Consider the following 12,101-nt stretch of genomic DNA (forward strand, 5'->3'; position numbering starts at 1 on the left):
CCTCACTCGTCCTCGGCGAGTCCGGCCAGGCCCAGGCCGCCGTCCCGCTCGGCAAGGGTGGCCGCCCCGCCGTCACCCTCGCCCCCGTCGACGCTCCGCGTGTCCTTACCCGGGCTTCGCCCGGGTAAGCCCGGCGCTCCGCGCTCGGGCTGGCATCGCTCCGCTTCGCTTCACGATGCCTGATGGTTGAGCCTAGATCAAAAAGTTGACCAGTGTGGATAGCTGATCTCACGGCAGGCTGACTGGGTGGGGGTGGCGCGTCGAGGGCGTGTGCGGGGCCGGCTTCACTCCCGCCGAGTGGTCTAGTCCATGCTGGGTCAGGATCCTGCTCCCTCGATGGGGCGGGGTGCGCTACCCTGGCAGGGTGAGCAGCGGCCCCGCCTGTATCAGTCTTGGATCGTCGGATAATCCCGCCGGAAGTAGGGTGCCCATCCCTGCATTTCGTGTATTTGTCGGGATCTTTAACCAAGGACTTATATCCTACCGGATAGCCGCTTGCATCGGACTTGTATTCCGGTCGCCTTAATTCTTGGGCCGGTCCGTCGAATGTATCAGTAGGGCACTGTAAGAATTTCCCGCGTGGTCCCTGGTGCGGGCTCGGGAATGGGTGAGGGGAGACACGTCTTCGTGAGCGTCGCAAAGCCGGGCCTGATGGCCGCTCAGTCCGCCGCCGCTGGCATCTCGCTGCGGGGGCATCAGGAGGAGGCCTTGGAGGCGACCGTGCGGGATCTGACGCCGCGTCCGGGACAGCCGGCTTCCCCGGGTGGTCTGCGGGTGACGGTGCAGATGGCCACCGGGTCCGGCAAAGTCGTACGTCGGGGCCGCAGCCGGGCAGAAGCTGGCACCGCACGGGACGGTGCTGGTCGTTGTGCCGACGCTGGACCTGCTGGTGCAGATGATCGGCTCGTGGCGGGCGGCCGGCCGTTTGGGGGACATGCACGCCGTCTGCTCGCTGATGGACTCCGAGCTTCCCTACGGGGTGAAGGCAACGACCAGCCCGCTGATGATCGGCATGTGGCTGGACCGGGCGGCCGCCCGCCGCCGGCCCACCACCCTGTTCGCCACCTACACCTCGGTCGGCGCGGTGGCAGACGCCTACGCCTACGGGGCCGAGCGGAAGGGCGAGCCGCTGCCCCCGCTGGCGCTCCTGGTGGCCGATGAGGCCCACCGGTCTTCCGGCAGCGTCGAGAAGACCTGGACCATCGTCCACGAGCAGGCCGAGATCCCGGCGGAGCGCCGGCTCTACATGACCGCCACCCCGCGGATCTGGGCGCCGCCCGGGGCGGCCATGAAGCGGCGTGAGAACGCCCTGCAACCGCTCCCCCAGGAGCTGGCGGTGTCCATGGACGACCAACGCATCTACGGCCCGCACGTGTACTCCCTGGGCCTGGCAGAGGCCATCGACCGCAAACTACTGGCCCCGTTCGAGATCGTGGTCCTGGAGCTGCGCGACCCGCTCGGCCACCGCGACAAGGCGGCGCAGCAAGGGGTGCCGTGGGGTCCGGGTGTCGGGGAGGCGCGGGACGGCAGTGAGGACGAGGTGCCGGCCGAGCGGCTCGCGGCGATCCAGGCTGGCCTCGTGAAGACGATGGTGGAGCGCGGTCTGGAGCGCTGCATCACGTTCCACAACCGCACCATCGAGGCCCGTTACTTCTCCGAGACACTGAACCAGACCGTCGAGAAGCTCAACTTCGAAAACCCCTGGAAATATCCGGGCGAGTTCTGGTCGCAGTGGCTGTCCGGGGAACATGTCGTTGATTTCCGCAAGGAGGTCATCGCAGGGTTCGGGCAGGGTGAAGAGGACGACGGGCTGAAGCACCGGGTGGTGGCCCAGTGCAAAGTTCTGGGCGAGGGATTTGATATCCAGAATGCAGACTCGGCCGTCCTCCAGGGCAGGGGCAGCATGGTCGATATCGTCCAGGCCATCGGCCGGGCCCTGCGCATGAAGCCCGGGGAGGGAAAGACCGCCTCGCTGATCGTGCCCATTTTTCTCCGGCCCGGGGAGGAGCCCGGGGATATTCTGGAGTCGGACAGCTATGGTCCGCTTGTTCGAATTTTGTCCGCTTTGAGGTCGCGCGATGCCCGGGTGTTGGAGGCCCTGGCGGTGCCGCGGAAGTCCGGCAAGCGCACCACCGGGCGCAGCGCTGAGGCGGCTGTCGGCCCTGGTGGGAGCGTGGATGGTGAGGGTAGGTCGGGTGCGTTCGTGCTGCCGGTGCGGTTCCAGAGCAGGGTGGACGAGAATTTGCTCGCGTTGTTCGTCGCGTCGCGGGTGTTGACGGGTGAGAATCAGTACTGGCGTGAGGGGATCAATCACGCCAGGCGGTGGCATACGGAGACGGGTGGGCTTCAGGTTCCCTATTCTGAAGTGGTAGGAGAGGGGGGTAGTTTTCCGCTCGGTAAGTGGTTGTCAGATAGGCGGAGCGAGCACGCGGTGGGTGAATTGGCGCGTCACCGTGTGATGACGCTTGACGATCTCGGGATGGTCTGGTCCGTGTCGGACGCGCGGTTCGAGGCGGCCTGGACTGGGCGCGGGTGTGGGCGAAGGGCACGGCGGGTCGCTGGCTGCGCCGGTGCGAGCCTCGATCGGCGGGTACGCGATCGGGACGTGGCTGGCCGAGCTGCGGGCCGCCGCCCAGGTGCCAGCCGGGCAGCCGGGGGCGCTGGCGCCAAAACGGCGGCAGGCGTTGGAGGAGATCGACCCGTTCTGGTGCCCCACCTGGCCGATCACCTGGCAGCGCGCCTACGTGACGGCCAGGTCGTGGTGGCAGGAGGCCGACGGCCTGGTCGACTGGGCCCGGCTGTCCGAGGACACCGTGTTCGAGGGCGAGCAGCTCGGCCGCTGGGCCCGGGCACAACGCGCCGGCTGGCCCGGACTGGCGACCGACCAGCAGGACCTGCTGACCGCGATCGGCATCGAGGAGGGTCCAGCGCTGGTGGCCGCGAAGGCCGCGGCCGAGGCGAAGCCCAAGGTCTCCCGCGCCGACCGGTTCCAGCAGGGCCTGGCGGCCCTTGCGGCGTTCGTCGAGCGGGAGGGCCACGCCCGTGTTCCGCGCCCGCATCGCGAGTCGCTGGAGGTCGTCGTGGCCGGCCCCGGCGGGGAGGAGAGCGTCGAGGTCGTCCTCGTGGGGCTGGGTGCGTTCTTGAACAATACAAAGGCCCGCCGGGCGAAACTGACGACGGGGCAGCTGGCGCAGCTCGCCGAGCACGGCGTCGAGTGGGCGTAGGTCGCCGATGCTGAGTTTGGGGGCTGCCGCTGCTGGTCGGGTGCGGCATCAAGCACGACGGTAGCTACGTGACGCGGCGGATGGCACCGGCGGTAAATCCACTGGACGGGTGTGGCTGCCAGGTGCACGGTTGCACGGGCTGCCTCTGGGGTCACGGAGACGGTGGGCTTCTGCTTACCGTGTCGGGAGGTCTGGCCGTCCCACAACGTGCTCACCATTACCTCCACCATGCTGATCTCTTGGGCTCCGGAAACAGCGAAGGTGTACGGCTCCGGCTTGGAGCGCAGCATGGTGCCCAACGTCGCCGGGCGTGGTTGGGCTGGACCACTGCGTGGGCGGCACACTCAACCGCCTTGATCGCCTCGCTGTACGCCCGTACCGGATCCGGCCCGATGCCGTAGGCGGCCTGCCAGGTCATGGAGAGGTGGTCACCGGCGGAGCCTGCCGACGTTTGCGCGTCGGCGTCCGTGATCGCCGTTCGTACGGCTTCACGGACAGTGGGCTCGACTCGCTCCTCCAAGCAGTCGCCGGCGTCGTTGACGCGGTATGCGGATCCGGCCTCATGGAGGATGCGGGTGAGTTCGGCATTGAGGTCACCGCCGATGGCCTCGTCCTCGTGCCCAAGGACCGCATCCACCACGTCCAGCAGGCCCGTGCCGTCCTGAAGGATCAAGACATGCGTGGGGTTGTCGCCGAAGCATCGTGATGCGCAGGCGCAAGCAGAGCCTTTCTGTCTCATCGTCATCGCTGCTGAAGCGGCTTTGAGCCAGCGCCGAAGGGGCTGCGCCAGGTGGCGGGGGACTCCCTCGTAGGGAGCGTCGTCTCCGTCCTCTGTTAGGCCGAGCCGCTTGGAGAATCGAGAACGAGGGACTGTCGTCATGGCAAAAGGACCCTAGTCCCCCGTCTGCTCCATCCTCCCCGGCATGGCGGCCAGGGCTCTTGGGAGCAGCAGCACGGCGAGCAGAAAGCCAACCCCGCCTCCGATCGCGGCGACGGCCGGGGGCGGGGAGCCTGCTGGGCCTCGCCGGGCGCCACCGGCACACAGGTCGGCTCCGCCCACGGCGGCCAGAGTGACGAGTACCTCCCGGGGCACGGCAGTGCCGGAGCAACCGTTGTGCGGTGGCAGCCGCGACCGCAGCCCCGCACACAGCGCCGGACGGGTAGAGCGCGGGCTCACGGCACAACGCGGCAGGCGTTCCCTCGGTCACCGAGCCGCCCGGATCCACGCAGCCATCCCTCCGTGAAACCGCACCAGCGGCCCTCCGGTCTGTGTCAGGACGTGCCGGCCCGGCGGCCGGAGCGATGAGAATGCGGGGGCGCCCGGAGTCTGACGGTTCGGCAGCAGGCAGGCAGGGCTTCGCTGGTGCCCGGACCCACCGAAACGTGGTCCCCAACCACCCCGAAAACTCAGTCCAAGCGGGACGCCAAGGCCGCCGGGCGCTTCATGGCCAAGCTCATGAAGGAGCAGACCCGGTGCCCAGGGTGCTGATCACCGACAAGCTCCGCTCCTGCGGCGCTGCCCGCCGCGAGCTGATGCCCCCCGGTCGAGCAGCGGGCTCACAAAGGCCTGAACAACCGGGCCGAGAACAGCCACCAGCCCGCCCGCCAGCGAGAGCGCGCCGTGAAAGGCTTCCGCTCCGCCGGCGCCGCACAGAGGATCTTGTCCGCGTTGAGCGGTGTCAGCCCGCACTTCCGGCCTGGCCGGCACCGGGCGACCGCCGCCCGACACCGGCTCGAGATGATCCTTCGCTTCGCCGTCTGGGACCACGTCACCGCCGGCATCGGCCTGCCCGCTGCGGCCTGAACCAAGCCCCGAACCGGCGCGACCACGGCCTCCCCGCACCGTCAGGCGATCAAGCACTCGATAACGTGACAGCATCGGAGGTAGTGCTCGCGCAGGTCCTCGGCGAGGATGCGTTCCTGTTCGGCTGGGTGGCTCCGGCGTCGCGGGCGGCGTAGAGGCGCTGCGGGACCGAGCCGGGCCGTTTCTGGGTGATGGTGCTCGGGCGCGGGCACGCTCTCACCACCCCGGTTGCGGAAGGTTCCCGGGTGGCTGAGCACGGGGGACAGCGTCGAGGTGCAGCCGCCCTCGCCTCACTCACCGGCGAGGGCGGCTGCACCTCAGGTCTTCACCGAGTGGGACCCCGGCGGTTCTGCCAGGTCAGCCGGGCAGCTGGAACGTGACCCACTGCTCCGAGGTGCGACCGTCACAGCCCCAGATCTCGGTGGCGCTGCTGGTGCCGATCGCGTTGTTGACGACGTTCAGGCACAGGCTTGAGTTCGTGTTGAGGAGCGTTCCGTCGCTCCGGAGCTGCCACTTCTCCGCGGCGTTGCCGTTGCAGTCCCAGATCTCGGTGCGGCCGCCCCAGTCCTTGGAGTAGCCCGCCACGTTCAGGCACAGGCCCGACTGCGCGTTGCGGACCGTGCCGTCGCTGTTGAACACCCACTTCTCCGCGTTCTGGTCGAGGCAGTTCCAGATCTCGGTGCGGGCGCTGGCGGACGAGCTGTAGCCCTGGACGTTCAGGCACAGTCCTGCGCCCTTGTTCCAAAGGTGCGGCGTGTCGTCGGCGGAGGCCGAGGCCGCGGGGAGCGCCGTGAGCAGGGCCGTGGCGAGGCCGGCCGTGGCGAGGCCGGCCTTCAGGCGGCGCGTACGGCCGGTTGTCCAGGTGGATCGCGTCATGTGAAGAAACTCCTCGTTTGTTGTTCGTGGTTGATGGTTGCGCTGTTCCGCGTGCAGGCGGCATCCGGTGGGCGTTGCCGGGGTCGGCCGACCGCTCGGGTGGGCAGGCCGGTTGTGGGCGTGTCAGGCCGCCGGGGCGAGGGTGGGTTCAGGCTGCGGCGGGCAGGCCGGTGGTGCCGGTGGCCTGCTCCCGGAAGGCGAAGCGGATGATCATTGGTTGGTGGCCTCCAATCGAGTCGAGCGGACCCCTGGTCGCCAGGTACATGCCAAGTCGCACATGGCACCTGCAGCTGACGGCATGAGGAACCTGGCTGGGATGTGGAGATTCCAGCTGGAAGGCGGGGGTTCGCGCGTACCCCCTCCGGCCGCCGTACGTAGATAAAACCAACAGGCCAGGCGGGACGCCAGGACGAACAGCAGGACGAAATATCGAACGAAATTGTGTGCCTGCATACATTGAGCGGTGGCGGCTGGGGCCGGCTGCCGCTAGGGTCCCGATGGTTACCGGTTAGTAATGTCCTGTCGGTGATGCGTCGCTGGATGCCGGTCGTGCGGGGGGCTAGACAGTGGGGGTGTGCGGATGACGGCGTTCGGCGGGATGCTGCGGGGTTTGCGCCGGGCCGCGGGACTGACCCAGGAGAAACTTGCCGCGGCTGCTGGAGTCTCCGCGCGGTCCATCCGGGAGCTGGAGCGGGGACGGCGGGGGCGTCCGCAGAACCGCACGGTGCAGATGCTGGCCTCGGCGCTGGGACTGACTGGCCCCCAGACCGCTGCATTGCTGGCCGTCGGCCGCGCCGGTCCGGCAGGGATCCAAGTCGCCGATGACAAGGCGGCTGGATCCGGTCTGCTCGATCGTGACGGGCAGCTGGCGCTCCTGGAAAAGGCGGCCTCGATCGCCCGCAGCGGGCGCGGGCGGGTGGCGTTGGTGCGGGCCGGTGCCGGCATGGGCAAGACCTCGCTGCTGAAGGTCTGGGCCGAGCGGGAGCGTTGGCGTGGTGTGCAGGTGGTGTGGGCCGGCGGCAGCGAGCTGGAGGGCGAGTTCGCCTTCTCCATCGCCCGCCGGCTGGCCGAAGCGGTGCTGGGCAGCGCCGGCGAGGCCGACCGCGATCGCCTACTTGGCGGTCCGGCACATCTGGCCACCCGGATCCTGGCGCCCGAGGATGATCCAGGGTCGGTCGCGGAGCTGCCGGATGCGCAGATCGGTGTCATGCATGGGCTGTACTGGCTGATGGTGCATGCCGCCGATACCGGCCCCCTGGCGCTGGTGGTCGACGACGCGCACTGGGCGGATCTTGCGTCCCTGCGGTGGCTTGCCTACCTGGCCCGCCGGCTCGAGGGCCTGCCGGTGCTGCTGGTCATGGCCGCCCGGCCCGCCGCCCCTGCGCACGCCGAGGCCGTGCTCGATGAGATCACGGCGCAACCGGACTGCCATCTGGTGGACCTACCCGCTCTGTCGCACGACAGCGCTGCCCGCCTGGTGCGCGCCGGCCTGGGCCAGCAGGCGCACGAGGCATTCGCCCGGGCCTGCGCGCGTGCGACCGACGGCAATCCGCTGCTGCTACGCGAGCTGATCCGCACCCTGGGCGAGAACCACATCGAACCGACCGGCGAGAACATCCACCAAGTGGCGGACCTGCACGGGCGTGTTCTGGCCACCACCGTACTCAAGCGCCTGACCCGTCAAAATGAGGCGACCGTGGCCCTGGCCCGGGTGTTGGTCGCACTGCCGGACGGATCCCGTTGGGATCTGGCCGCGGACCTTGGCGGTATGGGGCAGGCCGAGACGGCCGACCACGCGGACGCCCTGACCCGGATCGGCGTGCTGCAGGCAGCCGACACCGTCCGTTTCACCCACCCCCTGATCCGCACGATGATCATCGAATCGATCACGACTGCCAGGCAGCTCGCAGACGCCCACGCCAGTACAGCCCGGATCCTGTACGAGGACGGCGCGGCCGGTGAGGTGATTGCCGCGCACCTGCTGCAGGCCGAACCCACCGGCGAGGCCTGGCGGGCGGAGGCCTTGCGCGAGGCCGCCCGTACCGCCACCCGGCGGGGCGCCCCACAGGAAAGTGCCACCTACCTACGCCGGGCGGTCCACGAGTGCCCCGAACCCGGCGCACGAGCACGGGTGTTCGCCGAGCTCGGCGAACAGGAGGTGGCCACCGACCCGGGCGCGGCGGTAGCGCACCTGACCCGGGCCCTGGACGCGATCACCGACCCGATCGAGCGCGCACACACCGCTGCGACCCTGGCCGCCGCACTGTATTTCCGAGACCGCCACGACCAGGCCATCGACGTGCTCGCCCGGGCCGTGACCGACCTGGAGCAGACCGGCACCCCGGGACGTGAGCTTTCGTGGCGGCTGCAGGCCCAACTGGTCCTCACCGGCTACGGCCACCCCGCCACCGTCGCGCACGCCCGGCAGTGGGCCGAACGCCTGCGCCGCCTGAACCTGCCCGGCGACACCCCGGCAGAACGCACCGTCCTGGCGGCCCTGGTCATCCCGGCGATGTCCGGCGAGGCCAGCGCCACGGCCACCAATGACCTCATAGACCGAGCGCTGCGCGGCGGCAGCGTCATCGACGGACCGGTCAGCATGCTGTTCGGCTACGCCTGCTTCGGCCTGGTGGCCACCGACCGGCTCGACGACGCAGCGGTGCACTACGGCCAATACGCCGACCTCGGATCCCGCCACGGCTCACCGTTGCTGTCCACCTTCGCCGCCCTGGGACACGGCATGATCGCCAACCGCCGCGGACAGATCCCGGTCGCCCTGGCCATCAGTCAGGCCGACCTTCCCGCCTTCGCCGCAGGCAAGGACCGGATCGCCCTGGCGTTCACCAAGCGGGCGATCACAGCCCTGATCGAGCGGGAAGAACTGGACGAAGCAGCCAGGCTGATGGACACCTACATCGGCGCAGACTTGCTCGACAACAGCTGGGACTGCTCGGCTCTGCTCGTCGGCGGCCAGCTTCAAGCCGCCCGGGGCCAGACCCACGCCGCGCTGGCCACCTTCCAGCAGTGCGCGACCCACGAACAGCGGGTCAAGATGAGCAACCCCGCCACGCGTGCCTGGAGATCCGAAGCCGCGCTGGCCCACGCGGCCCTGGGCCAGCGCGACCAGGCCCTCGCCCTGGCCCGCGAGGAACTGGACCTGTCCCACGCCTGGGGCACCCCCAGAGCCATCGGCGTGAGCCTGCGCACCCTCGGCGTCATCACCCAGGGCCGCACCGGACTCGACCTGCTCCACCAGGCCGCCGACACCCTCGCCGGCTCCCCCGCCCGCCTCGAACACGCCCGCGCCCTCCACGAGCTCGGCGCCGCCGCCTGCCACCTCGACCACCCCGACACCGGCAGACCGATCCTGCTCCAGGCCCACCACCTCGCCCAAGAATGCGGAAGCCTGGCCCTGGCCCGCCGCACCCGCACCGCACTGACCGCAATCAACGCCGACCCCGGACCACCACCACCCACCACACCGATCCTGCCCGGGCTGGAATACAAGGTCGCCACCCTGGCCGCCACCGGCCACACCGACCGCCAGATCGCCCAATCCCTGATGACCACCCAACACGCGGTACAAGAAGCCATCGACAACGCCTGCCGACGACTCCACCTCCCCGACCGCACCCACCTGCCCGCAGCCCTGGCCAGCACCCACACCACCCGAAGGTGATGCTCCAGCGCGGCGTGGTCGTCTCCTGGGGGCAGTCCAAGGTGGTGGTGGCGGGGCTTCGGCGGCTGACCCGGGGGAAGTCCTGGATGAGGCGGCGCGGACCGGGCGAAGTGGCGATGCCGGCGTCGGCGACGTTCTATCGGTTGGGTGCCCACACGGATGTCCGGCTGCCGTTCGCGACACAGCCGGCCGAGGCCGAGCCCCCCGGAGCCACGCCCTCCTCGCGAAGGCCCGCCGGCTCTCCCGCTCCAACCACCTCCCGGCACGGTCGCGGATGCTTCCGACACCCGTTCACCGGGGTGGCATCTGCTCGCTCTCCTGCAGCACGACCGCGACGCGGTGGCGTCCGAGCAGATCCATAACGCTCTCGGAGGAGGACACGGACTGCCCGGGACCGGCGCAGCGTTCCGTGAGCAGCGCCTGCTGGGCGGCGGCCCAGTGGTGCAGGACCAGGGTGAAGGGAGGCGTGGCGCCGAAGCCGCCGTACAGGCAGTCGTCGAGTGCGTGGAGGTCCTTCCCGAAGTAGCCGCCGGGGCCCGAGACGGCCTCACCGATCGCGCAGTGGAGGCCGGGGAGGTCGGTGACGAAGCTGCCGTCGAGGTGGAAGGTGCCGCCGGACGGGTCCGGCCGGCGTTCGTCGGGTTTCCCGGTCAGGCGTGCGGCCGTGTGGTCGAAGGCGAGCCGCAGCCACTGCGCTCTGCCTTCCGGTCCGTAGGCGGCCCAGAGGTTGGGGGTTTGCGGGGCGCCTTCGTACCAGGCATCCCAGACCGGCCGGGCCGCCGTGGGCGGTGGGGCCGGCACGCCTGCGGCCAGGGTGATGTCGACGAGGCCGGTGTCGACGCGGGAGGCTCTCGCTTCGGTGATGTGCAGCGGAAGGTCGAGGCGCGACATCGGCCGGCCCGACCGGTCGAGAGCCCAAAGCTGGACCCGGGGGACGGTGCCGTCCTCGTCGAGGGCCGCGCGCAGCGGCGCGGTGGGCGCGCATCCGATCAGTTCCAGCGGAACGGCGGGCGGCTCCGGGCGTAGGACCCCGAACAGGCCGCTGATCCGGGTGCAGGCCCCCAACTCCTCGTCGCTGCCGTTTCGGAGAACGAACAGCGGCCGAGGGGGAAGTGCGCCGGGTCCCCAGCCCGGCTCGGTCACGGTGGCTTCGACGGTGACATCGATGTGGCCGGTGTGTACGGAGCCGGCCGTGCGGGGGGTTTTCGGCCGGTGACGACCACGTCGGACAGCCCCCACCATTCGGTGATGCTCCCGGGCTGATCGGCATTGCAGACGTCCAGGCGCAGGTCGCCCAGGACGGCGCCCCCGGCTGTGTCTGCCGGGGCGGGCAGGTCCGGCAACGGGCCAGCGGGTGCCATGGCGTGGAACACCAGACGCTCTCTGAACGGGGCCGGGGGGTCTGCGAAAAGGCCTGAGACGTCCGCGCAGAGTGCCCACAGTTCGCCCTGGCCCTCGTCACCGACCAGTGCGAACTTCGCGGGGACCCCGCGCTCCCACCTCAATGCGTTCTGCACGCCGTCTCCGTCCAGCAGTAGCCCGACCGGTCGTCAAGAAGCCCGCCCGGGAGTGCCGGCACGCTCCACCTTCCTAATGCTGCATCACGGTTACGGGATTCGACCTCTGCTTCTATCGTGGACGTGGAGTGCGCGGGCCTGGCTGCGGTGTCTCCACCGCGCCCCGTGCAGATGGTGTGTCGGGGGAGGCCTCGTAGGCGTGGGAGGAAGCCGATGAGGCGGCGGTTCGGATCCGCAGCCGTCGGAGGCCGTGGATCCGGGCTGTTGGTGCGCTCGACGACCCGGCGGACTGTGCACAGGCGGGAGCGGTGCGGTACTCCGCGGCGGGCGATGACCGGCTTGATGCCTCACCTCCAAGGCAGGCGGCGGTACTCGTCGAAGTCGTGGCCGCGGTCGGCGAACAGCTGCCGGAGACGGCGAGGTGGGCGGCCGGCGGGTCGGGCGCTGCCGGTGGTGGCTCGGGGGCGTTCGAGCGGGGTGTGGCGGCGCTGCAGCGGTACGTGGAGCGGGAGCGGCGGATCGTCGTCCCCCGGGGCCGCATCGAGACGCTGGAGGGCAGCGAGGTGAAGCTCGGCGTGTGGCTGTCCAACGTCAAGACCCGCCGGGACCGCCTCGACGCGGCGCGGCGCGGGGTGCTCGCCGGGCCCGGGCTGCCCTGGGTGGTGGTGGCCTGAGCGTCGGCGGTCGGCCGGTGGCCGGGCTGTCCCCTGTCCGCGCGGCCACCGCACCATCCCGGCCCACGCTGCAGGTTCCCCCGTTGGTTCCGGGCATCCGTACGTCCATCAGGACCACGTCCGGGCGCAGCCGGTCCACCGCTTCGACGGCCGTTCGGCCGCTGTCGGCGTCACCGACCACGGTCAGGTCGTCGGCGGTCTCCAGGAGCATCCGCAAGCCAGCCCGGACGAGTGCCTCGTCGTCGACCAGCAGGACGGAGATCACCGCACCGTCTCCGTCGGGCCGATGCGCCGGCCACCGGTGCGGGCGGGTCCGCCGGGTCCGCC

Annotated in this window: 10 protein-coding genes and 4 pseudogenes; 8 read left to right on the plus strand and 6 right to left on the minus strand. The window is 70.2% G+C overall.

Translation table 11 applies throughout. The features are described 5' to 3' along the window. Window positions 1–817: 817 nt before the first annotated feature. A pseudogene (locus AB0D08_RS27540) lies at window positions 818–1,252 on the plus strand (helicase); the annotation flags it as partial. 159 nt (window positions 1,253–1,411) lie between these two features. Here the strand turns inward: AB0D08_RS27540 and AB0D08_RS27545 are convergent. After that, a complete protein-coding gene (locus AB0D08_RS27545) occupies window positions 1,412–2,314 on the minus strand; it encodes a hypothetical protein (RefSeq protein WP_359892525.1) in 903 nt (300 codons plus the stop codon). On the opposite strand from AB0D08_RS27545, the pseudogene AB0D08_RS27550 reads away from it, so the two are divergent. The 5 genes and pseudogenes from AB0D08_RS27550 to AB0D08_RS27570 form a co-directional block, all read left to right on the plus strand. Beyond that, a pseudogene (locus AB0D08_RS27550) lies at window positions 2,270–2,422 on the plus strand (helicase associated domain-containing protein); the annotation flags it as partial. The gene AB0D08_RS27545 and the pseudogene AB0D08_RS27550 overlap by 45 nt on opposite strands. Window positions 2,423–2,570: 148 nt before the next feature. Next, a complete protein-coding gene (locus tag AB0D08_RS27555; protein ID WP_359892528.1) occupies window positions 2,571–3,224 on the plus strand; it encodes a helicase associated domain-containing protein in 654 nt (217 codons plus the stop codon). Between the two features lie 331 nt (window positions 3,225–3,555). Continuing rightward, window positions 3,556–3,930 (plus strand): hypothetical protein, encoded by a 375-nt coding sequence (locus AB0D08_RS27560; protein WP_359892531.1) that lies wholly within the window; start codon window positions 3,556–3,558, stop codon window positions 3,928–3,930. Window positions 3,931–4,700: 770 nt separating this feature from the next. Next, window positions 4,701–4,890: pseudogene (locus AB0D08_RS27565) on the plus strand (DDE-type integrase/transposase/recombinase); the annotation flags it as partial. Between the two features lie 3 nt (window positions 4,891–4,893). Beyond that, complete coding sequence (locus AB0D08_RS27570; RefSeq protein WP_359892598.1) at window positions 4,894–5,028, plus strand: hypothetical protein; 135 nt, start codon at window positions 4,894–4,896, stop codon at window positions 5,026–5,028. A 357-nt stretch (window positions 5,029–5,385) separates the two neighbouring features. Here AB0D08_RS27570 and AB0D08_RS27575 read toward each other — a convergent pair whose 3' ends face one another. Next, the gene (locus AB0D08_RS27575) at window positions 5,386–5,904 is read right to left on the minus strand and encodes an RICIN domain-containing protein (protein WP_359892533.1); all 519 of its coding nucleotides are present in this window, start codon (window positions 5,902–5,904) and stop codon (window positions 5,386–5,388) included. A 148-nt stretch (window positions 5,905–6,052) separates the two neighbouring features. Beyond that, complete coding sequence (locus tag AB0D08_RS27580; protein ID WP_359892536.1) at window positions 6,053–6,181, minus strand: hypothetical protein; 129 nt, start codon at window positions 6,179–6,181, stop codon at window positions 6,053–6,055. Window positions 6,182–6,502: 321 nt separating this feature from the next. On the opposite strand from AB0D08_RS27580, the gene AB0D08_RS27585 reads away from it, so the two are divergent. Further along, window positions 6,503–9,583 (plus strand): AAA family ATPase, encoded by a 3,081-nt coding sequence (locus AB0D08_RS27585; RefSeq protein WP_359892593.1) that lies wholly within the window; start codon window positions 6,503–6,505, stop codon window positions 9,581–9,583. Between the two features lie 291 nt (window positions 9,584–9,874). Here AB0D08_RS27585 and AB0D08_RS27590 read toward each other — a convergent pair whose 3' ends face one another. Both AB0D08_RS27590 and AB0D08_RS27595 read right to left on the minus strand, forming a co-directional pair. After that, complete coding sequence (locus tag AB0D08_RS27590) at window positions 9,875–10,726, minus strand: barstar family protein (RefSeq protein WP_359892537.1); 852 nt, start codon at window positions 10,724–10,726, stop codon at window positions 9,875–9,877. Window positions 10,727–11,326: 600 nt separating this feature from the next. After that, window positions 11,327–11,531, minus strand: a pseudogene (locus AB0D08_RS27595) (IS5/IS1182 family transposase); the annotation flags it as partial. Between AB0D08_RS27595 and AB0D08_RS27600 the strand changes: the two are divergent. Continuing rightward, window positions 11,484–11,774: a hypothetical protein gene (locus AB0D08_RS27600; RefSeq protein ID WP_033819257.1), complete on the plus strand. Its 291-nt coding sequence runs from the start codon at window positions 11,484–11,486 to the stop codon at window positions 11,772–11,774. The pseudogene AB0D08_RS27595 and the gene AB0D08_RS27600 overlap by 48 nt on opposite strands. Here the strand turns inward: AB0D08_RS27600 and AB0D08_RS27605 are convergent. After that, window positions 11,692–12,039, minus strand: a complete 348-nt coding sequence (locus AB0D08_RS27605; RefSeq protein WP_359892540.1) for a response regulator transcription factor — start codon at window positions 12,037–12,039, stop codon at window positions 11,692–11,694. The genes AB0D08_RS27600 and AB0D08_RS27605 overlap by 83 nt on opposite strands. Window positions 12,040–12,101: the final 62 nt, after the last annotated feature.

Origin of the sequence: Kitasatospora sp. NPDC048540, from assembly GCF_040651175.1 — a bacterium.
GTDB lineage: Bacteria > Actinomycetota > Actinomycetes > Streptomycetales > Streptomycetaceae > Kitasatospora.